This window comes from Paenibacillus macerans (assembly GCF_050565405.1).
GTDB classification, from domain to species: domain Bacteria; phylum Bacillota; class Bacilli; order Paenibacillales; family Paenibacillaceae; genus Fontibacillus; species Fontibacillus macerans_B.
The window spans coordinates 1-23,565 of sequence record NZ_JBNYYG010000054.1 but is presented as its reverse complement, the minus strand read 5'-3'; the positions used below and the strand labels follow the sequence as shown (position 1 = coordinate 23,565).

Annotated in this window: 23 protein-coding genes and 1 tRNA gene; 2 read left to right on the top strand and 22 right to left on the bottom strand. The window is 53.2% G+C overall.

Annotation, left to right across the window (positions count from 1 at the left end; genetic code table 11):
• From ACQ4N8_RS22720 to ACQ4N8_RS22695, 6 genes are all read right to left on the bottom strand, one after another.
• Entirely contained in the window at nucleotides 1–513 is a 513-nt protein-coding gene (locus tag ACQ4N8_RS22720; protein ID WP_430706623.1) for an adenine phosphoribosyltransferase, read from the bottom strand.
• A gap of 35 nt (nucleotides 514–548) precedes the next feature.
• A complete protein-coding gene (gene recJ, locus ACQ4N8_RS22715) occupies nucleotides 549–2,954 on the bottom strand; it encodes a single-stranded-DNA-specific exonuclease RecJ (protein WP_430706622.1) in 2,406 nt (801 codons plus the stop codon).
• 92 nt (nucleotides 2,955–3,046) lie between these two features.
• On the bottom strand, nucleotides 3,047–4,003 hold the full coding sequence (locus ACQ4N8_RS22710) for a cation diffusion facilitator family transporter (RefSeq protein WP_430706621.1): 957 nt from the start codon (nucleotides 4,001–4,003) through the stop codon (nucleotides 3,047–3,049).
• A 116-nt stretch (nucleotides 4,004–4,119) separates the two neighbouring features.
• Nucleotides 4,120–5,013, bottom strand: coding sequence for a protein translocase subunit SecF (secF, locus tag ACQ4N8_RS22705; protein WP_430706620.1), 894 nt, complete (start codon nucleotides 5,011–5,013; stop codon nucleotides 4,120–4,122).
• On the bottom strand, nucleotides 5,003–6,256 hold the full coding sequence (gene secD / locus ACQ4N8_RS22700; RefSeq protein ID WP_430706619.1) for a protein translocase subunit SecD: 1,254 nt from the start codon (nucleotides 6,254–6,256) through the stop codon (nucleotides 5,003–5,005). Before secD ends, secF begins: the two co-directional genes overlap by 11 nt.
• 150 nt (nucleotides 6,257–6,406) lie before the next feature.
• On the bottom strand, nucleotides 6,407–6,649 hold the full coding sequence (locus ACQ4N8_RS22695; protein ID WP_430706639.1) for a post-transcriptional regulator: 243 nt from the start codon (nucleotides 6,647–6,649) through the stop codon (nucleotides 6,407–6,409).
• A 197-nt stretch (nucleotides 6,650–6,846) separates the two neighbouring features.
• Here ACQ4N8_RS22695 and spoVB point away from each other — a divergent pair, with 197 nt between their 5' ends.
• The gene (spoVB, locus tag ACQ4N8_RS22690; protein ID WP_430706618.1) at nucleotides 6,847–8,442 is read left to right on the top strand and encodes a stage V sporulation protein B; all 1,596 of its coding nucleotides are present in this window, start codon (nucleotides 6,847–6,849) and stop codon (nucleotides 8,440–8,442) included.
• 31 nt (nucleotides 8,443–8,473) lie between these two features.
• On the opposite strand, the gene ACQ4N8_RS22685 is transcribed toward spoVB, so the two are convergent.
• On the bottom strand, nucleotides 8,474–9,199 hold the full coding sequence (locus ACQ4N8_RS22685; RefSeq protein ID WP_430706617.1) for a DUF421 domain-containing protein: 726 nt from the start codon (nucleotides 9,197–9,199) through the stop codon (nucleotides 8,474–8,476).
• Nucleotides 9,200–9,404: 205 nt separating this feature from the next.
• Here ACQ4N8_RS22685 and ACQ4N8_RS22680 point away from each other — a divergent pair, with 205 nt between their 5' ends.
• Nucleotides 9,405–9,797: a TIGR04086 family membrane protein gene (locus ACQ4N8_RS22680; protein ID WP_430706638.1), complete on the top strand. Its 393-nt coding sequence runs from the start codon at nucleotides 9,405–9,407 to the stop codon at nucleotides 9,795–9,797.
• A 61-nt stretch (nucleotides 9,798–9,858) separates the two neighbouring features.
• Here ACQ4N8_RS22680 and yajC read toward each other — a convergent pair whose 3' ends face one another.
• The 15 genes from yajC to ACQ4N8_RS22605 all read right to left on the bottom strand — a co-directional run bounded on the left by yajC (nucleotide 9,859) and on the right by ACQ4N8_RS22605 (nucleotide 23,346).
• Nucleotides 9,859–10,170 carry a preprotein translocase subunit YajC gene (gene yajC / locus ACQ4N8_RS22675; RefSeq protein ID WP_430706616.1) on the bottom strand — a complete coding sequence of 104 codons (312 nt, stop codon included), beginning with the start codon at nucleotides 10,168–10,170 and terminating at the stop codon, nucleotides 9,859–9,861.
• Nucleotides 10,171–10,211: 41 nt separating this feature from the next.
• Complete coding sequence (gene tgt, locus ACQ4N8_RS22670; protein WP_430706615.1) at nucleotides 10,212–11,351, bottom strand: tRNA guanosine(34) transglycosylase Tgt; 1,140 nt, start codon at nucleotides 11,349–11,351, stop codon at nucleotides 10,212–10,214.
• A 204-nt stretch (nucleotides 11,352–11,555) separates the two neighbouring features.
• Nucleotides 11,556–12,584 (bottom strand): tRNA preQ1(34) S-adenosylmethionine ribosyltransferase-isomerase QueA, encoded by a 1,029-nt coding sequence (gene queA / locus ACQ4N8_RS22665; RefSeq protein WP_430706614.1) that lies wholly within the window; start codon nucleotides 12,582–12,584, stop codon nucleotides 11,556–11,558.
• Nucleotides 12,585–12,591: 7 nt separating this feature from the next.
• On the bottom strand, nucleotides 12,592–14,685 hold the full coding sequence (locus ACQ4N8_RS22660) for a SpoIID/LytB domain-containing protein (RefSeq protein WP_430706637.1): 2,094 nt from the start codon (nucleotides 14,683–14,685) through the stop codon (nucleotides 12,592–12,594).
• 80 nt (nucleotides 14,686–14,765) lie between these two features.
• Nucleotides 14,766–15,770 (bottom strand): Holliday junction branch migration DNA helicase RuvB, encoded by a 1,005-nt coding sequence (ruvB, locus tag ACQ4N8_RS22655; protein ID WP_430706636.1) that lies wholly within the window; start codon nucleotides 15,768–15,770, stop codon nucleotides 14,766–14,768.
• A gap of 33 nt (nucleotides 15,771–15,803) precedes the next feature.
• Nucleotides 15,804–16,421 carry a Holliday junction branch migration protein RuvA gene (ruvA, locus tag ACQ4N8_RS22650; protein ID WP_430706613.1) on the bottom strand — a complete coding sequence of 206 codons (618 nt, stop codon included), beginning with the start codon at nucleotides 16,419–16,421 and terminating at the stop codon, nucleotides 15,804–15,806.
• On the bottom strand, nucleotides 16,418–16,921 hold the full coding sequence (gene ruvC, locus ACQ4N8_RS22645; protein WP_430706612.1) for a crossover junction endodeoxyribonuclease RuvC: 504 nt from the start codon (nucleotides 16,919–16,921) through the stop codon (nucleotides 16,418–16,420). The genes ruvA and ruvC overlap by 4 nt, the downstream gene beginning before the upstream one ends.
• A gap of 200 nt (nucleotides 16,922–17,121) precedes the next feature.
• A complete protein-coding gene (locus tag ACQ4N8_RS22640; protein ID WP_430706611.1) occupies nucleotides 17,122–17,808 on the bottom strand; it encodes a BofC C-terminal domain-containing protein in 687 nt (228 codons plus the stop codon).
• Nucleotides 17,809–17,943: 135 nt separating this feature from the next.
• Nucleotides 17,944–18,017 (bottom strand) — tRNA-Pro (locus ACQ4N8_RS22635).
• A 156-nt stretch (nucleotides 18,018–18,173) separates the two neighbouring features.
• Nucleotides 18,174–18,653 (bottom strand): nucleoside deaminase, encoded by a 480-nt coding sequence (locus ACQ4N8_RS22630; RefSeq protein WP_430706610.1) that lies wholly within the window; start codon nucleotides 18,651–18,653, stop codon nucleotides 18,174–18,176.
• A 116-nt stretch (nucleotides 18,654–18,769) separates the two neighbouring features.
• Entirely contained in the window at nucleotides 18,770–19,807 is a 1,038-nt protein-coding gene (locus ACQ4N8_RS22625; RefSeq protein WP_430706635.1) for a Gfo/Idh/MocA family protein, read from the bottom strand.
• A 13-nt stretch (nucleotides 19,808–19,820) separates the two neighbouring features.
• Complete coding sequence (locus ACQ4N8_RS22620; RefSeq protein WP_430706609.1) at nucleotides 19,821–20,789, bottom strand: sugar phosphate isomerase/epimerase family protein; 969 nt, start codon at nucleotides 20,787–20,789, stop codon at nucleotides 19,821–19,823.
• A 15-nt stretch (nucleotides 20,790–20,804) separates the two neighbouring features.
• The gene (locus ACQ4N8_RS22615; RefSeq protein ID WP_430706608.1) at nucleotides 20,805–21,515 is read right to left on the bottom strand and encodes a ThuA domain-containing protein; all 711 of its coding nucleotides are present in this window, start codon (nucleotides 21,513–21,515) and stop codon (nucleotides 20,805–20,807) included.
• Nucleotides 21,512–22,261, bottom strand: coding sequence for a sugar phosphate isomerase/epimerase family protein (locus tag ACQ4N8_RS22610; RefSeq protein ID WP_430706607.1), 750 nt, complete (start codon nucleotides 22,259–22,261; stop codon nucleotides 21,512–21,514). Before ACQ4N8_RS22610 ends, ACQ4N8_RS22615 begins: the two co-directional genes overlap by 4 nt.
• Nucleotides 22,262–22,272: 11 nt before the next feature.
• On the bottom strand, nucleotides 22,273–23,346 hold the full coding sequence (locus ACQ4N8_RS22605; RefSeq protein WP_430706606.1) for a Gfo/Idh/MocA family protein: 1,074 nt from the start codon (nucleotides 23,344–23,346) through the stop codon (nucleotides 22,273–22,275).
• Nucleotides 23,347–23,565 lie beyond the last annotated feature (219 nt).

Here is a 23,565-nt window from a genome sequence, read left to right as displayed (position 1 = left end):
TTAATAGGTCACCAGCGAAAACACGTCGATGTCCGGCAGCTTCGCGCGGCCGTTCAATTCGCTCAGCTCGATCAGGAAGGCCGTGCCGGCCACATGGCCGCCCAATTGGCGCACCAGGTTGACGGAGGTGGAAATCGTGCCTCCGGTCGCGAGCAGATCGTCGGCGATCAGTACGTTTTGGCCCGGTTTGACCGCATCGCTATGCATGGCCAAACGGTCTTTGCCGTACTCCAGATCATATTCTACCTCAATCGTATCGTACGGCAGCTTGCCGCTTTTGCGGATCGGTACGAAACCGACGCCCAGCGCATACGCAAGCGGTGCCCCAACGACGAAACCGCGGGCTTCAGGCCCGGCAATCAGGTCGATTTTCAAATCGGACACGAGCTGTTTCAATTCATCGATGGCCTTGCGGTAGACGTCACCATCGTTGAGCAGCGTCGTAATATCTTTGAAGCTGATCCCGGGTTGGGGAAAATCAGGAATCACCCGGATGTAATTTTTAAAATCCAAACCAATCTCCTCCTAATTGATCATTCCATAAGCATTTATGAAGCACCCTGAATACGGGTTAGCATCCATTCGGTAATCTCCGGAACCCGGCCGTGCAGCAGGATCTGCTCCATTTCGGCCAGCAGTCCCAATTCCTGATAGCGGCTTGAGGACTCCAGCGCCTGCTTCGCGGGAGCCGGATTTATCTTAATCGTTCCCGCATCGCGGATAATAAATCCCAATTCCTCGAATACGCCCAGCGTCATGTCCAGCATCCGCTTCGACCAGCCGGTCCGTTTCAAAAGCGCCGGCACCAGCTCGTCTTCGCGCAGTCCCTGATCCGAGCTCCGATAAATCAGGCCGTAGACCATCTTGAATTGGTCGCGGGAAGGCGGTTCGATCTTCTCCTGCGGCGAGCGCAGCGGATGAAGCAAATACATGCGCTCCAAGCCGCCGAAGGCGGCCAGCATCCCGTTCCATCCTTCCGGCGATGAAGGAAGCTCCAGCACGAACAGCGTCGCTGCGCCAGCGGTGCCCAAAGATTGCGCCAACGAGTTGCCGGCACGCACGCCAACGTCCTTATCATATACCCAAACCGAAGTATCCTTCAAATCGCAAGCATGCATAAGATCGGAGCCTTGATTCAGAACCACCGCGGGCGCAGTCGGCCCGCAGGCCGGCAGCTTGATCAACTTGCTTCGGAGCTCCTCCAGCTGCAAGGCCGGATTGCGGGAGCCTCGATAATCGAATACTTGCAAATGGGATACCGCCAGATCCTGGATCATGAGCTGAGGCTTGCGGGAACCGTTCCACTCGTTGACGCCCGCTTCCGCCACGATATCGAGAAGCGCCTCCTCCGCCAGCAGCGGAGCCAGCTCTCCTTTGCCGAAAGCAACCGCTTCCGCCGTTTTGCCGTTTTGGCCGACGATCAGCTTCAAGTGCTTGCCTTCCTTGCCCATTTGCCGGCATTCCAGCAGCCGGACGCCGCGAATGAGCAGCCTTGGGCAAGCATTCGCCATCCCGAAGGGAGCCAGGCTCCCCAATTGCTCGATAGCCTGCAAGGTGATGTCTTTCAAGGAGCACGCCAAATCGGTTTGCATCACCGGCACGAAATGCTCCGGCTTCAGCCGGCCCGCGGCAAACTCATTCAGCCGCCGGCCGAAATCGTCCAGACCCCCGCGATCCAGCGACATGCCTGCAGCGGAAGGATGGCCGCCGAAATGGTCTAGCAAGTCGGCGCAGGACGTCAACGCCTCATAAATGTCAAACCCGGGAATCGAACGGGCCGAGCCTTTGCACTCGCCGGTCTCGGGGTTGATGCCCAACACGATCGTCGGCCGGTAATACCGCTCCAGCAATTTGGATGCGACGATCCCGACAACGCCGGCATTCCAACCTTCGCCGGCTACCACGATCACGTCCGGCACTCCGTCCGTTTCCGTTTGCCCCTCCAGCTGCAGCAGAGCCTGCGCGACCATGCCGTCGACGAGCATTTGGCGCTCCTTGTTGAGCACGTCCAGCTCTTCCGCAATCGGTTCCGCTTCCTCCATGCTTTCCGCGGTCAGCAGGGCCACCGCGCGATTCGCGTGACTCATCCGGCCGCTGGCGTTAATGCGCGGGGCCAGGCCAAAAGCCACGGACGTCGAGGTCACTTCCCCTTTGGACCAGCCCGCGGTACCGAGCAAAGCGGCCATCCCCGGGAAAGCCGATCTTGCCATGGACCTCAGCCCCGCCTTGACGATCACGCGATTCTCCCCGGTCAGGGGCATTAAATCGGCGATCGTACCAAGCGCCACCAGCTCCGTCCAGGCCTCCGGCGTCTCCTCTCCCAGCAACGCCTGCACCAGCTTGAAGGCTACACCGACTCCGGCCAACCCCTTGAACGGATACGGGCAATGCGGAAGCTTCGGATTGATGAGCGCATAAGCATCAGGCAGCACCGCCGGCGGCTCATGGTGGTCGGTGACGATGACGTCCATCCCCGCCCCGTTGGCGTAGGCAATCTGCTCCACGGCGCTAATCCCGGTATCGACCGTAATGACCAAGGTAAAGCCCTTTTTGCGGAAATGCTCCAACACCGGGATATGCAGGCCGTAGCCTTCCTTCGTCCGGTGCGGAATATAATAGTCGTATGTAGCCCCGAGCCGCTGCATCAAGTGGATCATTAACGTCGTGGAAGAGACGCCGTCCGCGTCGTAATCTCCATAGATCAAAATGCGCTCCCCGTTCGAGACGGCGCGTCGGATCCGCGGAACAGCCTCCTTCATGCCGCTTAGCAGCATCGGGTCATGCTGATCCGCAAGGCTTCCTTGCAGAAATAGCTCCGCTTCCTCCGGGCTCCCTATCCCTCGCGTCACAAGCAATGAAGCCAGCAGCGGCGCGATGCCCAGCCTTTCGGCAAGCAGGCGTGAAGCCTCCTCGTCGCAAGGCAGCGGGTCCCAGCGATATTTGGAATGAAGCAAAAGCGGCACCTTCTTTCTTCTGTCGGTTCTTTACTGGCCGGCTGCTAGAGGTTGTTCAGGTACTAAAAAGCCGACTTTTTAAACTCACATTACTACTGCAGCAGATTCGGCAGATCGCTGCCGGATTCCTCGGCATTGCTCTTATAGGGGTATCCCGCATCATAAGGCGCAACCTGAATCCGGACGTCGATCACATGGGAAAAACGGTTAAGCAGCAGCATTTTGGCCCGATTGGCAATGTCGTTCGCTTCCAGTACGGTAATCTTCGGGTTCACGCTGATTTTGGCCAGCACCGTTACGTAATGGCCGTTCTCTTGGGCCTTCAAATCATCTACGGCGATCACGCCGTGTACTCGCTGTACCGTCTCGATAAATGAGGAGGCGTCCTCCTCCTGCATCTCCGCGGCAATAGCGCCGTATAGCGAACCTTTCACCAGGAAGTAAGCCCGGAGCAGCACATGGCAAGCAACGAGGATCGCGGCGATCGGCTCAAGGTACAACATGGCCGGAATGTCCCAAGCTTGTCCCCCCATCGCCCCAAACACGCCGATCAGCACCGCAACGGACGAAAACAGCGAATGGCGGTGCGATTCGATCAGCGGTCCTGCATCATCGGCATCCCTTTTCCGGGACTGCCGCAAACGGACTTGAAACATGGCTTCCTTAAGGGCCATCGAAATAAAGACGGCTACCAGGGTCATCGTTTCCGGCGGAACAATATCCGCTTGGATGATGGAAGTGATCGAGGCAATGAGCAATTGCAGGCCGCCCATCAGTAAAAATACGGATAAAAAAATCGCCAGCAACGGCTCGGCCGTCTCTCGCCGAGAGGAACCCGGCGCTTCCCTCCGCACTCGCTTGAGCCCGGGCCATTGCAGCTTGAAGGCCACGCCGGCAGCGGCATCCGAGGCGGAATATAGGGCGCCTGCCAGCAAAGCCCGGCTGTCGAACAGCAGCCCTACCGCCCCTTTAAATACCGCAAGGACGACATCGTTTAGGATACTGAGCCAAGCTGCCGAGACCGGCATAGCGGCTTGTTCTCGTGTCATAATCACCCTCCTGAAGCACGTAAAAACTGAAAAGAGCGGGAAAGCCGCGTCTAAGTCGACGCGGCTCTATCCTGAACCAAACCAATGGCTAACAGTTCACATTACAAATCAGTCGCTTAGGATGCTTTGACCGGCTTAGCTTTTTGCTTGCTCTTTAAGACAAACCAAAGCGGGCTGGCAATAAAGATGGAGGAATAAGCTCCGAACAGCAAGCCGATGACCATCGCGAGCGAGAACATTCGGATCGATTCCCCGCCCAGCAGGAACAGGAAGAACGCGGCTACAAATACCGTAAGCGCCGTATACAAGGAACGCATAATCGTTTGCGATACGCTTTGGTTGACCAGATTGATCAAATCCTGGCGAGTTTTTTGCTTGCCGAATCGCAAGTTTTCGCGGATGCGGTCAAAGATAACGATCGTATCGTTGATCGAGTAACCAATAATCGTCAGCACGGCAACGATAAAGGTCAAATCGACCTCAAGCCGAAAAATCGAAAAGATGGAGATGACCATAAACGCATCATGCAACAAAGCGACGATCGCCGCGATGGCAAACCGCCATTCAAAGCGAATGCTGACGTAAACGATAATCCCCAGACAGGAGATCAATACGGCATAAATGGCGTTGCGGGCCAATTCTCTGGCCATTTCCGGGTCAACAGTATTCACTTCAAACGAAGCCTTGTCGTCCAGCTTCGAAATTTCGCTTTTCAGTTGAGCATCATGATCCTCGCTAAGAACATTCGTAAAGCGGATATTCATGCGGTCTTGTCCTGCACTGATCGTTGTGCCTTCCTGAATGCCAAGCTTCTCCAGAATCGGTTTGACCTGATCTGCCGTAAGCGGTTTGGATAACGATACATCGACGTTGGAGCCCGCCTTGAAATCGACGCTGTAATTCAGGCCGAAAAACGACAGACAAATAATGCCGGCAATCGTTAAGGCGATTGAAAGCATATAGAAGTATTTACTTAGATGCACGTAGTCCAGTTTCTTATTAAAGCTCACGAATGTCACGCTCCTTTACGCCGAAATATTTCGGTTTCGACAGTTTCCCGGCTTTAAGCAGCAGGTTCAGCAGGAAACGGGAGAGATAGATATTCGTGGCGATACTGAGTACGATTTCCACGATGAGCACCAGGGCAAAACCTTTAACGGCCCCCGTACCGTAGGCATACATAACAGCCGCTACGATAATGGTCGTGATTTGGGAGTCCAAGACCGTGCGGAGGGAATGCTTATCGCCCGCTCTAACGGCGGACATGATGCTTTTGCCGGTGCGCATTTCCTCATGAATCCGTTCATTGGTAATGATGTTGGCGTCGACCGCCATCCCGATCCCGAGAATGAATGCCGCAATCCCCGGCAGGGTTAAAGTGAAGTCCGCCCAGACGAACACGAGAATAAGCAACCAGGTATGCACGATCAGGGTGAAAGCGGCGATCAAACCCGGTATCCGGTACATCCCGATCATAAACAGCAAGATGAACAAGGAACCGATTAAACCGGCTTTGATCGTTTGATCCAGCGACTGCTTGCCGAGCGTCGCGCCGACGCTTTGCGAATATTTCTCGGTCAATTTCAACGGCAGTGCGCCAAGGTTAATTTGATCGCGAAGCTCCTTGGCTTTATCCAAGTCGCCGCCAACGCTGATTTGCGCGGATCCGTCCGTCAGTACAGCTTGGACCACCGGATCGGAGATCAGCTTATCGTTCATATAAATGGCCAAAGGTTGTCCCAGCAAACGTTTGGTGACCTCGGCGAATTTATCTTTGCTTTTCACCTTGATGCTGACCACCGGTTCGTTCATTTGGGTGTATTCCAGCTTCGCTCCGTTTTCGGCGAAGTCCGTGCCGATCATTTCGATCTTGTTGTACTCGTCGGCATTTTTCTCCGTACCGTCTTTGCTGCGGAAGGTAAGCGATGCAGGTTCTTTCATTTGTTTGCGTACTTCCGCCTCGTCGGTGACGCCCGCCAATTTCAGGCGAATCCGGTTCGTGCCTTCCGTCGTCACTTCAGGCTCGCTCGTTCCCAGCTTGTTGGCCCGGTCCTCCAGGCTTTGCGCGGTTTTGATCAGCGACTCTCTCGTCACCTGACTTCCGCCTTCCAGCGGAGTGGCTTCATATAGAATCTCAAAGCCGCCTTTCAAATCCAGGCCGAGATGTACGTTTTTCAGCAGGTCGGGACTTGTCCATCCCATGATGCCGAACGAGACAACCACGACGGTTATGAATGCGATAATTCTTTTCATCCCGTACTTCGTTCCCCTTTCAAATTCTCAATATTCCTATTATAGCGATGCAAGAAAAGCCAGTCAATTTATAAGAAACGATGCGATTCCGCGAAAATCCGACAAATTCTTTACTCTTTGAATTTAGGCGCGACAAAAAAGATCCCATTTTCATTCTAAACGGGATCCACGATAGGCGGAAATCGTCATATAGTTCATAAACTGGGTCACTTTCAGGGAAAGTATATCATTGACCAGTTGATATAGAGGAGGAAAGCTGCTCTTTTCGTATTTTTGGCTGATACACTCCCAAATGTCGGGCCCGCTGACATGCTCGTACCCGATCAGCCGGAACTCCTCGGCTTTGCTGCGGCATAGGCCTTCGATCGCCTCGTTCAATTGCTTCTCCGTCATTTCCTCTTCCGCCACAATCCTGCCTCCTTCAAAAACCCGTCTTATTACATTCTACCCTAAATCTCCGATTCCTGCTTAGCAGAATTCTTCCTTTTGCGAGTTTCCGCAAAAAGACAAGTCATGAAGATGGACAGGTCGAACATATCCATAGTAGAGAAATTGTTCAAGCTATTTCTAATGGAGAGGGAGTACGTACTTTGAATAAGCAAACCTTCATCCAGGGAACGATGATCCTGCTGGTGGCGGGGATCGTAAACCGGGTCCTCGGCTTCATCCCGCGCATCATGCTGCCCCGCGTCATCGGGGCCGAGGGCGTGGGGCTATATCAGCTCGGCTATCCTTTTTTCCTCGTCCTGGTTACGATCATCACCGGCGGAATCCCTCTTGCCGTCGCCAAGCTGGTGGCCGAAGCCGAGTCCTCGGGCAAGCCCGGACGCTCGGCGTCCGTTTTGCGGACGAGCCTGGTCTTTACGACGGCCGCCGGCTTTCTGTTTACCTTTCTTTGTCTGTTCGGGGCGCCTTGGGTTACCCGTTACATCTTGACGGATCCGCGCGTTTACCATACGTTCATCGCGATGAGCCCGATGGTTGTGATCGTCTCGATATCCTCCGTTTACCGGGGGTATTTTCAAGGCAAGCAAGATATGATCCCCTCGGCGGTCTCGTCCATCCTGGAAACGGTGGCCCGCATCATTTGCGTGTTATGGTTCTCCTACCTGTTGCTGCCCATGGGCATAGCTTATGCCGCGGCCGGGGCGATGCTCGGCGTTGTCGCCGGCGAAATCGTCGGGTTGCTCGTACTGTTATGGCAATACCGGTTGCTGCAGCGCCGCGAACGCAAGGCGGGCGATAACCCCGAAGTCGGCTCGAATGACGCATCCGGTCAGACGGATCCGCCGACCTATCTCTTTGGAGCGACACTGCGGCGGATTTTACGGATCGCCCTTCCGGTCACGGGCAGCAGGCTGGTCGGATCGCTGTCGTATTTGCTGGAATCGATTACGACGGCGCAAAGCCTGGCGATCGCCGGCATCGGGGTAGCGGTGGCTACCTCCCAATACGGCGCGTTGCAGGGCATGGTCATTCCGCTGCTCCTGTTGCCGGGTGCGCTGACCTCGTCGCTGGCCGTTTCTTTGGTGCCTTCCTTGGCCGAAGCCCAAGCCCGCGGTGACGTGAAGACGATCCATCTGCGGTTGCACCAGTCGCTGCGTTTGGCTTTGGTCACCGGAGCGCCTTTTGCCGCCATTATGTTCGTCATGGCAGAGCCGATCTGCCGGCTCGTCTACAATAATGCCGATATTGCCGGCATGCTGAAAATCATGGCCCCGTTTGCCTTGCTGCTATATGCCCAATCTCCGCTGCAAGCCACGCTGCAAGCGCTGGATAAACCAGGGCGGGCATTAATCAATACCTTGGTCGGGGCAATCATCAAAATATCGCTGATCTTTTACCTTGCCTCGAATCCGGCTTTAGGCATTTACGGAGCGATCATCGCGATTATCATTAATTTCATCGTGGTCACGATCATGCATGGCTATAGCGTCTCCAAGGCCCTTCGCTACCGGCTGCCGTTTCTCGATATGCTCAAGGTCTGCACCGCCATGGTCATCATGGCCGCCGCAGCCGACTATGCCTTCAAGCATATCCCGTTCAGTTCACAGCTTGGCCTTCAGTTCCTGCTGGCCGCCTCGCTTTCCGGATTGCTGTATTTGGCGCTCGCCGGGATTATGGGGCTGTTCGATCTGCAGGACCTGAAGCGACTGCCGTTCTTCGGCAAGTGGTTCCGCCGCTAGATCTTCCGCCAATGCATTGCAGGCCTTTACTTCATTTATCTTCGTTCGCATTCACGTACAGCTTGCCGTTATGGTCGATGCTGCAAAAGAATACCTGTTTAAAATCCGATAAGCCTTTGGACTGGATTTGATTCTTTAACCAGAAGCGGGTTTTCCCGATCTGCCGCAAATTATCGTCGTTGACCTTGCCGTCCATGATGAGCGGCAGCGGCAGCGCTTCGTATTTGACGCCCGGCATGGCCGTGTTTACGGCGAGTTCCCTATTCTTCGGCCGTTGTGCGCCGTCTCTTACAGCCTCCGTTTTCTCTTTGGGAAAAACGCTCAGCTGGCCGCTCGTCTCCAGCACGGCAAACTCCACGTCGGCCACGCTGTCGACCTTCTGCGAACGCAGCTGCATCAACAGGTCGTCAAGGTTGTAACGTTGCCTCTTCATTTCTTTGCGGTTGATCTGCCCGTTACGGATAATGACGCTGGGTTCCCCGTCAAACCACAGCCGCAGCTTGCGGAAGCGCAGGGATAGGACGGCGATGCCGATTTGGATCAGCAGCAGCGTCAGCATGGGGATGATCCCGTCATAGAGGGGCCGCTCTACGTCTTCCAGGGCAAACACGGCGATTTCAGCGATCATGATCGAGATGACGAGGTCGAAGATTGACAGTTCCCCGATCTCTCTTTTTCCCATAATGCGCATCACTCCGAACACCAGGAAATACATCAGTACCGTCCGGAAGACGTGGGTCAAAATGTGCTCAGCCACGGCAATCCCTCCTCAGCTAGAAGTCGAGCAGAAAACATGGTATTGCTATTCTAGCCGCCGAGTCTTCATTCCATGCGGACGGACAGCCGGCTAAAAAGCGGGATGCCTTCAATATTTTGCCTGAAAATATTGGCCATATCGAGTACTAAGCCGGGAAGCTTGACCATAAAATGGTTGTAATTAAGAGAACAGGAGGACAACCGTGATGCATTTGATCCGCCGTTTATTCGGATTTCGTCTGTCACAACCCACCGTTGCCGGTTTATGGTATGGTTTTTTATGGATGATGATCGGCGCATTGATTTTATCGTTGCTGCTGCAAGGGGAGGTTCTCGAAGAACTGGAGCTGACCTTATACACCTATCTCGTTCATGCGGCCGCCGTGTTGTTCGGGGGAATCGTCTCCGGCCGGCGCGCCAAGCAGAAGGGATGGTACCAAGGGGCGATCACCGGTTTTCTATATGTCGTATTGCTGCTGTTAATCAGCTTCCTCGCCATGGACACGTCCCTGGGACTTAGCGATTGGCTGCTGATCCTGCCGGGGCTGGCCATCGGTGCTTTCGGCGGCATGATCGGAGTAAACCTAACCCGGAAATAATCGAATATGCGCATCGTTCGAAAAATAAAAAAAGAGCCTGGATTCAGGCTCTTTCCTTTGCTTAGCTTTCGGAAGACTCCTTGATCGCATGGCTAATTGCACTGCGGTCAAAGGTCAGCTTGGTTACGTCGTTAACGCGAAGCACGACCGTGTCATCCGTAAGCTCCAGGATCGTCCCGTGCAGGCCGCCGATCGTGACGATCTTATCGCCTTTCTTCAGCGCGCTCAGCATCGAATTGCGCTGGTTCTGCTTCTTCTTCTGCGGACGGATCAGCAAAAAGTAAAACACGGCGATCATGATGACGAACGGAATGATCATGGTAATTAACGAGCTACCGCCAGTTGTTGGTTGTGCTGCATAATGAAAAAACATGTAATTCCCCCCTTTCTATAAGTTCAACTGAATGGCTTTCCTTAAAATCCTTTGTCATTGCCAAACAGACCATACTGTTCAAAAAACTCATCCCGGAAACTCAGCAACCGATCGTCCATAATCGCCTGACGGACTTTGCCCATCAGCTTAATCAAGAAATGCAGATTATGGTATGTAGTTAACCGCAGTCCAAACGTTTCGTCGGCTTTGATTAAATGGCGGAGATACGCCCTGGAATAATTCCGGCATGTATAGCAGTCGCACTCGGGATCCAGCGGTCCAAAATCATTGGCATACTGAGCATTGCGTACCACGAGCCGGCCTCGGCTGGTCATCGTCGTGCCGTTACGGGCTATCCGGGTCGGCAGCACGCAGTCGAACATATCGACGCCGCGAATCGCCCCTTCGATCAACGCATCCGGCGAACCGACCCCCATCAAATAACGCGGCTTATTCGCCGGCAGCAGGGGAACGGTGTACTCCAACATCTCGTACATAAGCGGCTTAGGCTCGCCCACACTCAGTCCACCAATAGCATACCCCGGGAAATCGAGCGAAGTCAAATCCCGCGCGCTTTGTTTGCGCAAATCTTCGTACATGCCGCCTTGAACGATGGCAAACAACCCCTGATCCTGGGGACGGGCATGGCTTTGGAGACAACGCTCGGCCCACCTTGTCGTGCGTTCCAGCGAGTTCTTCACGTATTCGTAATCCGCCGGATAAGGCGGGCATTCGTCAAACGCCATCATGATATCCGAACCGAGGGCATTTTGAATTTCCATCGCGACTTCCGGCGACAGGAACAGCTTGTCTCCATTCAAATGGGAACGGAAGTGCACGCCTTCCTCGGTGATTTTACGCATCTCGCTCAGCGAAAACACCTGGAATCCGCCGCTGTCGGTCAGAATCGCGCGGTCCCAGTTCATGAATTTATGCAGTCCGCCCGCTTGGCGGATGATTTCGTGGCCCGGACGCAAAAAGAGGTGGTAGGTATTGCTCAGAATAATCCGCGCATCCATCTCCTTCAGCTCTTCCGGGCTCATCGTTTTTACCGTGGCCTGAGTGCCGACCGGCATGAACACCGGCGTATCGAACGAGCCGTGCGGGGTATGTACGCGCCCCAGGCGGGCTCCGGATTGTTTACATGTTTTGATGTGCTCATAGGTTATTGCTGCTGCCAATCTGATCAACCATCCTCTTCATTTAAATGCGTGTTCAAAAAGTCGGCTCTTCAGCACCGAGAAGGTTGATGAAGCTAGGGAATGAGTAGCGGGCGTAGACAGATCTACGTGAGCAACGGAAGTCCCGGCTGAATTCAAGATTCGACGTCGAATCTACTTCCTGTCCTACTTCGTGATCAAAAGACGACTTTTTGAACAACCTCTTTAATAAATAAACATGGCATCGCCAAAGCTGAAGAAGCGGTACCTCAGGCCGATCGCTTCCTTATAGGCTTTCATGATGTGTTCCCGGCCGGCCAGCGCGCTCACCAGCATGACGAGCGTCGATTTCGGCAAATGGAAATTCGTGAGCATCGCATCGACCAGCCCAAACCGATAACCCGGGTAAATAAAAATCCCCGTCCAGCCGCTGCTTGCTACGATCGGTCCGTCCCCGCATTGTTGCGCGACCGTCTCGAGCGTTCGCGCCGAGGTCGTACCGACGGCGACCACCCGCGCTCCCTTGAATTTGGTTTCATTCAATAGGTCGGCGGTTTCTTGCGGCAGCACGTAGTATTCCTCGTGCATCACATGATCTTCGACCCGCTCCACCGACATCGGGCGGAACGTGCCCAGACCCACATGCAGCGTAACAAATCCAATGTTGACGCCTTTGGCCCGCACCTGATTGAGCAGGTCTTCCGTAAAATGAAGACCCGCGGTTGGAGCCGCAGCCGAGCCTTCATGTTTGGAATACACCGTCTGGTACCGCTCGCGGTCGTCCAGTTTTTCTTTGATGTACGGCGGTAGCGGCATTTGTCCCAACCGGTCAAGGATTTCGTTGAAAATACCCTCGTACGCGAAACGAAGGACCCTGCCTCCCATGTCGCCTTCCGATTCAACGGTTGCGCGCAACTCCTCGCTAAAGACGATCACGGCTCCGGCTCGCAGCTTTTTGCCCGGCTTGACCAGCGCCTCCCAGCGATCCTCGCCCAGGCTCTTCAGCAGCAGCACTTCGGCTTTGGCTCCGGTATCTTCCTTCATGCCGAACAATCTCGCCGGAATCACTCGCGTATCGTTCAGCACCAACGTATCTCCGGCTTGCAGATAATCCAGTATATCGGAAAACGTATGATGTCCGATTTCTCCGCTTTGCTTGTTCAGCGTCAGCAGGCGCGACGCCGTACGCTCGGCCAGCGGAGTTTGGGCAATCAGCTCCTCGGGGAGCTCAAAATCGTAAAGATCCACATTCATCTATAATTCATTCCTTAACGATAGTCACATTTTGGTAGTAGTGTTGCAATATTTGCCGGTAATCATACCCGGCGTCGGCCATCCCCTTGGCTCCCCATTGGGATAGTCCCAAGCCGTGGCCGTTTCCGTGGCCCACAAACACAAATCGATTGCTTGGCTCGATGACGCGGGCGGTCCGATCCCCGCCCATTACAACCATGTCGCCGCTGCCCGCGGCCATCTTGCCCGCAGCGGACAACACCGTCGTGTTGGAGGCAGCCATTCCCGTCGCCGTACTTCCGCCGGCACCTTGTACAGTATACCTTCCGGTCGGAACAATATCAAATAGGGTGCTGGGCAAACCGTTTAAGGCGGAGCGGTACGAATCCGGGTATTTCACATCGAGAATCCGCCCGTTGGCCTCAACTTCGGTCACGCGTCCGGATGGTCCCCGCCGGGTTACTTCCAGATTCAGAATCGGGGAAGAGGCTTCCGTTGCGGTTTTCCCTTTCAGGGCCTTAAGCAGTTCGTCCGAACTGAACGGGCCGCGAATCCACGCATAGGAGCTGGACTCGTCCACCTTGTCGAGCACGATCGCCTGATCGCCCGGATTCAACTTGGCCACCGGGTCCACGTCGGATTGAATCAAAGGCAGTTTACGCACCAAGACATTGCTGGTGGTCACGGTCAGCTTCTGCAAACCTGCCGGCGTTGTGCCGTTCATCGCCGTGTTGTCCTCGCGGACATAACCTGTGGAGCCGTTGGATAACAATACGTGATACCAGGCTTTTAACGAAGCCTGGGCCGCTTGATCCTCCATGCTGGGCACGCTCGAATAGATCGGGTTCGCGTTGCTCCAGACCTCGGTCGCATCCGCCGTTACGCCGCCGCTATTGGACGAGAATATCCCTTCCACGATATTCCCGCCGGAGACGATGACCTCGCCCGCCGTATTGTCGACGGCTTGCACGATGCTGGCCACCTCTTGGTCGGTCCCGTTGTAAACCTGGCTTAACGTCGTATCTACCAACCCGGCTACTTTAAACTTGTTCGACACCGAATTGTAGAGCGCATAGCTGCGGGCGGCAACCGCCTGGGCCTTTAGCGCCTCTTGCGGCCAGGATGACGGTACTTCACCGGCAACGACCGAGTACAAATACTGCTCCAGAGGCACCTCATTAACGAGCGCGAGCTGGCCGTTCACTTTGCTGATTTCAAAATCGCCGCGGTATTTCCGGGCCGAGCGCTCTACGACCTGTATCGGCGCATTGCCTTCATCCCGCACGAGCAGCTTGGCTCCTTCGCCGCTTAACTCGTAATGGTTCACTGCGGCAGGCGCGTCCAGATGAAGCGTGACGTCGCGATGCTGGATCAGGGCGGATGCAGCCGCATCAACCGGAGCTAAGGGCAGCCCCGGATGCAGGCCGGCGAGCTCGGCTTGAAGCGCAGTCTGACCGGAGGCGTTCGCGGCACCGCCGACCCATACCGCAAACTGCTGCGGGCTCGACATAACCACAAACGCTTCCGCGTTTTGCCCGTTGAGCGTTTGGCTGAGTTCCTGCGCTTCGGCCTGGCTGGCAAAACTGCCGGCCGATACGTAGAACGAGCCCCGCACTTCGGCTTTGCCGCCGTTTTTGTAAGAAGCGGACAACGTCTGACCGACCCGGTCCGCCGCCTTTTGCGCCTCCGCTTCGCTGGCATAGGGTCCCGTATAAATGCGATAGGCCGTTCCATCCGTCCGGTCCACCGCATAGGCCACCGGTTTGTCTGCGGTACCTTGCAGTTTTTTGATGGCGGCCGCCGCCGTTTTCCAATCCGTGCTCTCCAGCGCCTTCACTTTAAAGCCGCTCACGCTAAAACGTACCGTATCTCCGGCCGGGAGTTGCAACCAAGGCTCCAAGGACGCATTTACGGACATCCCCGCTTCCGCGGCGGCCTCCGTTTTCAGAGTCACTGCCGGCGTCGTAGATTTATAGGTACTGCCCAAGTCCAAATACATTGCTACGCGGACTCGCATCGAATCCGAATCGTCCGCAGCCGCAGGTAGCTGAAGGGTTCCGGCAAGCAGCAAGCCGGCCAGAATTCCTTTGCCCCACGTCGATATCGATAATCCCCGTTTGATTCCTTTCAAACCCGATTCTCCTCCTTCATGATGCTCACGGCAAAGCAATATCATCAAGCAACCCCGAGGAAACACGAAACTTAAGGCGTCTCCGGCATCGGCAAACCTAAATGCTGGTATGCGGCCGGGGTCACCATCCGTCCCCGCGGCGTCCGCTGCAAAAACCCGATTTGCAGCAAATACGGTTCATACACGTCTTCAATCGTTTGACTTTCCTCGCCGATGGTCGCCGCAATCGTGTCCAGGCCGACGGGACCGCCGCGAAAGCTGGTAATCATGGCCCGCAGCATTTTATGGTCGATCAGGTCGAGTCCCATCGGATCGACCTGAAGCATCTGCAGCGCCTCCTTGGCAATATCCGTCGTGATCATCCCGTCGCCGCGCACCTGAGCGTAATCGCGCACCCGCTTCAACAGGCGATTGGAGATCCGCGGCGTCCCCCGGGAGCGCAGCGCGATCTCTTCGGCCGCGTCCCCGATCATTTCGATGCCGAAAATGTCCGCTCCACGCGAGACGATGAAGCTTAATTCATCGATCGTATAAAACTCCAGCCGGCTGACGACGCCGAACCGGTCCCGCAGCGGCGCCGACAATAGACCCGCCCGCGTCGTTGCGCCCACCAGCGTAAACGGAGGCAGGTCGAGCCGGACCGAACGGGCGCTGGGCCCTTTGCCGATCATGATATCGAGGGCAAAATCCTCCATCGCCGGATACAGCACCTCCTCCACCGTCCGGTGCAGCCGATGAATCTCATCGATGAACAGCACGTCGCCTTCCTGCAAATTCGTCAGCAGGGCCGCCAAGTCGCCCGGGCGTTCTATCGCCGGTCCCGACGTCGTTCGCATATTGACGCCAAGCTCGTTAGCGATAATATTGGCCAGCGTCGTTTTGCCCAATCCCGGAGGCCCGTATAACAACACATGATCCAGAGCTTCGTTGCGCATCTTCGCCGCTTCGATATATATTTTCAGATTTTCCTTGATCTGGTTCTGTCCGATGTATTCCGCCAAATAGCGGGGACGCAGACTCAGTTCCACGGCCTGGTCTTCCATCATCAAATTAGCGGAGATGATCCGGTCTTCCATCATGCGCTAAGCTCCCCTTCCTGTCCTTCCGTCTCAGCCTGCATACAGCAGCTTGAGCGCCTTCTTCATGACGGAGTCCACCGCCTCGTCCGGTCCGACGTCATCCTTCAGGCGATGCCACACTCTATCGAGCTCCGCCTCGGTATAGCCAAGCGCTTTGAGTCCTTCCCGCGCCTCGGGCCACCCCGGGTTCAATGTTCCCGACTCCTCGGCCCCGACAGGCACCGGATCGAAGAGAGTCGCTCCTCCTACGCCTTCGAGCTTGTCCTTCAGGTCCAGGATCATGCGCTGCGCCGTCTTCTTGCCGATCCCTGGCAACTTGGTCAAAAAGGCGATATTCTCCTGATGAATAGCCGCCACCACGTGATCCGGACTGCCCCCGCTTAAAATCCCCAGCGCCACGCGCGGTCCGATCCCGGAGACTTCAATGAGTTTCCGGAACAGCTTTTGCTCCTCGCGGGTCGGGAATCCGAACAGCAGGATCGCATCCTCGCGCACATGATGGTGGGTATAAATGGTCACGGTCTCCTGGCCCTTTGCCGCAAAGGCATACGGATTCGGGCAGAACACCCGATAGCCGATCCCCTGCACATCCAACACTACATATTCCGTTTCCATATGGGCGACTTGGCCCCGCAAAAAATCGATCATGAACGCAATACCTCGTTTAATTTAGAATTTAATGTATAGGAGTGCGCATGGCAGATCGCTACCGCTAGCGCGTCAGCCACGTCGTCGGGCTTCGGTATCGCCTGCAGCTTAAGGAACATCCGCGTCATTTCCTGCACCTGCCGTTTTTCGGCTTTGCCGTACCCTACGATGGCCTGCTTCACCTGCATCGGCGTATATTCCGACACGGGCAGCCCTTTCTGCACCGCTGCCAGTACGAGTACTCCCCTCGCTTGTCCTACCGACATGGCCGTCGTTACATTTCGGTTAAAAAACAGCTTCTCCAATGCCACCGCGTCCGGTTTATATTTATCGATCAGCTGCACCATGCCTTCGTAGACGTGCAGAAGCCGCTCTTCTTCCGGCGTATGGGCTTCGGTCTGAATACATCCATACTGCACGGGCGTTACTTTGCTGCCCTGTTTATCGACAAATCCAAACCCGACAATGGCGATGCCGGGGTCAATTCCAAGTATGCGCAAGGCCCATCTCTCCCCAATTGCTGCTAAGCTCCCGTCTGATCCCGCAAGGAGCTTCGTCCGGTTTCAAAGCGAACATATGTATTCACTTTATTATATCAAAAGATCGCGACGATTGAGGAAAAAGTTTGCTTGCCGTCCATCCGTCCGGTTCGCACGCAAAAAGAGACGTTACCCTGTAACGTCCCTTGCTTAACAACATGTTATTGTCCTTCATTCTGCTGCATCACTCGTTCCGACTGCTCGATGGCGTAGTCGCTAAAGGTGGACAATACGCTATTGTATTCCTCGACATCTTGAATCCGGATTCCCTGCTGGAGCTGCTTAAGCACGTCCGCCGGCAGCGCGCTCTCCATCATTTCTACGTCCATTTGAAAAAAGGTGCGAATCACCTTCTCCTTCTTCGGCGGCCCGTCAAACAAGGTTAAGTTGCCATCCCTGTCCAGGCCGATGTAACCTCTTGTTTTGCATATATCGGACAGGCCGTTGATTCTTTCGTCGATCCATACGTCGCCGCCTGCGCCGAGCCGCCCCTCATATTCGGGATGTTCCTTCATTAATGCGGCAATCTCATCCGGCCGCATGATGCCCAGTACGCTGCTTTCTTCGCCGCAAGTATATATTTTAGTGAGATGGACGATGCGCGTGCGCTTGTCTTTTTCCAGGTCAACCAGCCATTCCTCCGTAACCTCGGGAGCAGCCCCTTGCCATTTGCCCAACGTTTCGATCGCGATCGGCTCGTTCGTCATCAAACGCTCCATCTGATCAGACAAAGGCATACCCAGCCAGGCCATAACAGCCACCAAACCGCAGGCGCAAACGGTCCAAATGGCGCGTCTCCATCTTCTCCATCTTTTTTTCAGGTGCTTTTTGATATGGAAGATATTCACGTTTATCCCCTTCTATCGGACTTTATTCTTTATTGTGACCGACAGGGACCGCGTTTATTCAAAAGAGGCAAGCTTCGCAGACGGAGTAAATCGCAAAGCAAAAACAGCCACCCCATAAGGATGACTGTTTGCGGATCGGGACGACACGATTCGAACATGCGACCCCCTGGTCCCAAACCAGGTGCTCTACCAAGCTGAGCTACGTCCCGTTACGTTGAAGCCGATCGATTCAAATTGCTCTGAAAATCGGGCCACTTTTTCTATTATAGCGTCGGGCAATAAATAGTCAAGTCTTTTTTGCCCTAAAAAAACCTTGAAGCATCAACCGTTATAACCCGGTAAGCTTCAAGGCAATGGGGAGCCAATTAATATTCGATCTTAACGCTGGATAAACGCCATGTGTGAAACGGCTGCAGACTTTGATCCGTCCGCAGCTGCTTCATCGTGATGGACCGCTGTGCCATCGGCTGAGCAATCTCCTCATAGATGAATTGATCATCAAAGCCGATTTCGGCGGCTTCTTCCTTCGTGCTGGCATAATACACCGCATCCGGACGAGCCCAGTAGATGGCTCCGATGCACATCGGGCAAGGTTCGCAGCTGGTATATATCGCGCAGTCCTTGAGCTGGAAATCATTGAGATGCCGGCAAGCTTCGCGGATCGCCTGTACCTCGGCATGGGCCGTCGGGTCCTTCAATGCAGTAACGCCGTTCCGCCCCTTCCCGATGATCTGCCCGTCCTTAACGACAATCGCTCCAAAGGGGCCTCCCTGGGCATGGCTCACATTCTCGTAAGCTTCCCGAATCGCCACTTCCATCCAATAGTAATGATCTTGTTCTGTCATGGCTTCCCTCTCCCCTCCGGCGGTACTCGCACGGTGCTTTTCAAGCATTATAAACTCGCCGGATTACCTTCGGCTACGGATGGGGAACAAATTTGTGCAAAATAACAAAAAACAGGTTACGAATGCACACTGGCTTTAAAAATATCTTCTATAAGATTCATGACTTTACGAACTTCATGATTCTTCACGATAGGCTCCGCGCCTTCGCGAACGACCTCATAAAAGTTTTGGTAAAAGGGAACAAAATCCGCTTTGGGCTCCGGGAAAGCGATTCTTTCGGTTGCCTCTTCCGAAGGAGGTGCCATCGTTTTGGTTAGTCCCACACCCGCTTGGATAGGCGCCGGAGCCGGGACATCCTCACGGCCGGTAGCGGCAATGATCTCGCCGGACAAATCCCAATCGTCAATTTTGGCCGTTCCTTCAATCCCTTTTACGTACCAACGAGGAAGCTTGGTATAGTTGGTCGTGCCCACCTCGATCAAGGCCTTCACACCATTTTCAAAGGTAATGTAGCTCATGAATCCATCATCGACTTCATCGCCAAGAATATAGCTTAAATCCGCCTGCACGCTCTTAATCGGACTGTCCACCAGCCATAGCAGTTGATCCAGTAAATGGACCCCCCAATCCAGCAGCATGCCGCCCCCATGTTTCTGCAAATGACGCCAATCTCCCGGAATGCCGTTGGCTCCCTGAACGCGAGATTCGATTTGGAATATATCCCCGATCGTTTTTCGTTGATACAACTGCCGAATGATGAGAAAGTCCGGGTCCCAACGACGATTCTGGTGAACCATAAAGATGTTTCCGGTCGCTTCGGCAACCGCCAAAATCTCATCGAATTCTTGCGTGTTCATCGCCACGGGCTTTTCGCAAACCACATGCTTTCCTGCCTGCAGAGCTTTAATCGCGATTTCTTTATGAGAATCGTTTGGTGTAGCGATCAGAACAGCTTCGATATTCCCGTCGTTCAACACCTCTTCCAGACTGGCATAAATCTTCAGTCCCTTGCCTTTGGATATTTGCTGTCTTTCTCCGGAAATATCATAGGTCCCCGCAACATGAACTCGAGTACTTTCCGTTGGTATTAGATTGTGGGCATGGTAGGAACCCATACCGCCATAGCCGATTACGGCAAAATTAATGATTGACATCCTTCCTGCTCCTTTACGCCCACCACATTGCTGATGGTTGTTCATGAATCATGATCGATTTCAAGTTGGTAACGGCACGAGTCAATCCTTCGTCGATGGACATAATTGGATCTTCATGCTCAATACTCAAGACATAGTCATAGCCATAAATCCGCAATGCGGAAATCATATCCGACCAAACTTTCAGGTCATGGCCGCAGCCAACCGAGCGGAAAGTCCAGGCGCGGGTCTTCACATTTCCGTAGGGCTGCATGTCCGTTAACCCGTGCATATTGATATTGTCTTGATCCAAATAGGTGTCTTTGGCGTGGAAATGGTGGATCGCACCGGCTTCTCCAAGAATCTTGACGGCAGCTACCGGATCTATTCCTTGCCACCATAAATGACTTGGGTCCAAATTGCAACCGATGGCTTTGCCGGTCGCTTCCCGCAATTTCAACATCGTATAAGGCGTATGGGCCAAGAAGCCGCCATGAAGCTCAATTCCGACCTTCACGCCTGCCGCTTCCGCTTCCGCGTTAATCTCCTTCCAGTAAGGGATCAATTTTTGTTCCCATTGATAATTGTAGCTGTCATCATATTCGGTCGGCCAAGGCAATACAGGCCAATTCACCTGGGTATCCGATGCATTCCCGCCCGATACGCCGGAGAAACCATTCACAACCGGAACATTCATTAAACTTGCCAACTTAATGGTTTTACGGAGTAATTCATCCGCTTCCGACGCCACTTCCCGAATCGGAGAAATCGGATTGTTATGGCAGCTTAATGCAGATATCTCCAATCCCTTATCGGCTAATTTGGCTAAGTATTCTTTTCTTGCATCACTGCTTCCTAATAATTTGTCAATATTTAAATGAGCGTTGCCCGGAGAGCCCCCAGTACCGATTTCTACCGTTTGCAATCCTTTTCTTGAAACTTCCTCAATCATTTCTTCAAAGCTTAAGTGGTTAAACAACGGGGTAAATACGCCCAGTTTCATTGACGGTACTCCTTTCTATTTTTCACACGCTTCATAGTGGCCATATGTTGGATATAGATTCCGGGTTGGGGCACACCAACGAACCCCATTTTTAATAACCTTTTGCACCTTTTCGTTGTAATAACTCGGATAGGTTTCATGTCCGGGTTGGAAATAGAAGATCTTTCCGTTCCCTCGACGGTAGGTGCAGCCGCTACGGAAGACTTCTCCCCCGGGGTACCCGCTGACAAAAATTAATTCGTCCGGCGCCGGAATATCAAAATGTTCGCCATACATCTCTTCTTTTTCCAATTCGATACAGTCGCCAATCCCCTCCACAATCGGATGACTCGGATTGACATTCCAAATGCGGCAATGTTTGCCGTCCTCCCGCCACTTCAAATCGCAAGAAGTACCCATTAATTTTTTGAATATTTTAGAGAAATGTCCCGAATGGAGTACAATCAGCCCCATTCCTTCCAGAACTCGTTTATGCACGCGGTCTACAATTTCATCCAGAACTTCGTCATGGGCCATATGTCCCCACCAAATCAAAACATCGGTTTCCTCTAATACGTTCTCTGTCAACCCGTGCTCCGGTTCATCTAATGTTGCTGTCCTTACCTTAAAGTTATCTTCGGATAAGAATTTCTCCAGCTGTCCGTGAATCCCCTCAGGGTACGTTTCCTGGACTGTTTTATTGGTTTTCTCATGACGAAATTCATTCCATACGGTAACTTGTATCATTGATATACCTCCTCGACGATCGCCTTCAGTTGCCCAAAATCGATCGCGGCTGCTTCCAGAGGCTGATAACTTTGAAATGCTTCCTGTTCCACAATTAACCAAGGCAAGGACCATTGTTTAGCCATTTGGACGTACTCTTTCATCGGTAGGACGCCCGAGCCGATCTCCGTGCTTTCCCGAGGGGATTCCTGCATATCTTTCATATGAAAAAGCCCGATGCGGTCTTCATGCTCCTTTAACCAAAGAAATACATCTTTTCCGGAATCAGCAAGCCAGTAAAGGTCCACTTCCAGGTTTATATATTTCGTATTCTTAACCATGTAATCGAGAATGTCTTGGCCGGGAATTTCCGTGAATTCATGAGCGTGATTATGGTAAAAAAAATCTATGCCCTCCTCAGCGACTTTCTCCGCGATCTCTTCCATCTCGGCAATGAAGGTTTTCCATTCTTCGAAGGTTTTGAAGGTTGCATGAGGAACAACGATTCGAGAATTTCCAATTCCCTTCTCGAAGGACACCGTTTCCTCAAGATTTCTTTGCAGGGCTTCATAAGATATATGCGAAGCGGTAACCTCCAGCCCTAATGCATCCAAGAAGCTTCTCACTTCGGCAGCGCTATGGCCATAATAGCCGGCAAATTCGACGCCATCATAGCCGCTTTTTTGCACCTCTTTTAGAGCCTCATAGAGGTTTTCTTCGCAGGCTTCCCGAATGCTCCATAATTGCAGGGATATTTTGGGTTTCAAATGATCTCCTCCTACAGATATACTGGCTCGCCGAGTTTGGAAGATTTATAGAGCGCCTCTAGAATTTCAGTAACCACCAAGGCCTCTTCCGGTCTCACTACAGGTTCGGTATCATTGAGGATGGCATTTATCCAAGAATTCGCTTCGAGAAGTTCCGGTCTCTCGCCCGAGCCATCATAGAAAGCGACACCGCCCGTTTGCAATTCGATTTTCTTTTCATAAAGCAAGCTGTGATCTTCGCCATTGATAGTCAAGCCATTGTTCATGTCAGCACCCGCTTTAGTACCGCACAGCGTGGTTTTGGCTTCTTTTACGTCCAAACTATTTAATGCCCAGCTGGATTCCAGAAAGATCGTTGCGCCATTTTCCATCACAATAAAGCCAAAAGCGGAATCTTCGACGGTAAATTTGTCGGGATCCCATGGGCCCCAAGCATTGGCGGCATTTGGGGTTTGGGATAATGCATGATAGGTTTTCCCAACCACGTATTTAGGTTTATAGTTATTCATCATCCAAAGGGTGAGGTCTAAGGCGTGCGTGCCGATATCAATCAATGGGCCCCCGCCCTGGGCTTCTTCATCCAGGAAAACGCCCCAAGTCGGTACGGCGCGGCGACGAACCGCATGCGCTTTCCCGAAATAAATTTCTCCCAGTCCGCCTTCTTTACATACCTCATGCAAATATCTTGAATCTGTCCGGAACCGGTTTTGATAACCTATCGTTAATTTCTTGCCGGTGCGCTTGGACGCTTCAACCATGCTTCTAGCTTCTTCGGATGTTTTCGCCATCGGTTTTTCGCACATCACGTGGCAACCCGCTTCCATGGCCGCAATGGATAATTCGGCATGAGAAGAGTTAGGGGTACAAACATGAACAACATCCAGATCCGTATTCGCTAACATTCTCTTGAAATCATCAAAGACCTGGGCATCCTTGGTACCGAATTTTTCTTTTGCTTCTTCTGCGCGCTCCACGATGATATCGCAAAACGCCACCATTTCTACATCTTCAACCTTTGAAAGTGCAGGCATATGCTTGCCGTTTGCAATCCCGCCGCATCCGATAATTCCAACTTTTAATGTCATAATACGCCTCCCGCAAATACTTTTGTTATTTTGGATTCATTATAGCCAATCAGGAAGACACTTTCTTCCCGCTTTTCCCTCAAAAAACTCCCGAATATTGCGCTTTCATGAAGAAATAAAAAAGGGCTTAAACCTAAACTGGTACCCATCCACTGGACACTTCAAAAAAAGTGTTTAGCGTATGGGTACCTTTTTGTATACTGGAAACAACAGTAGGGG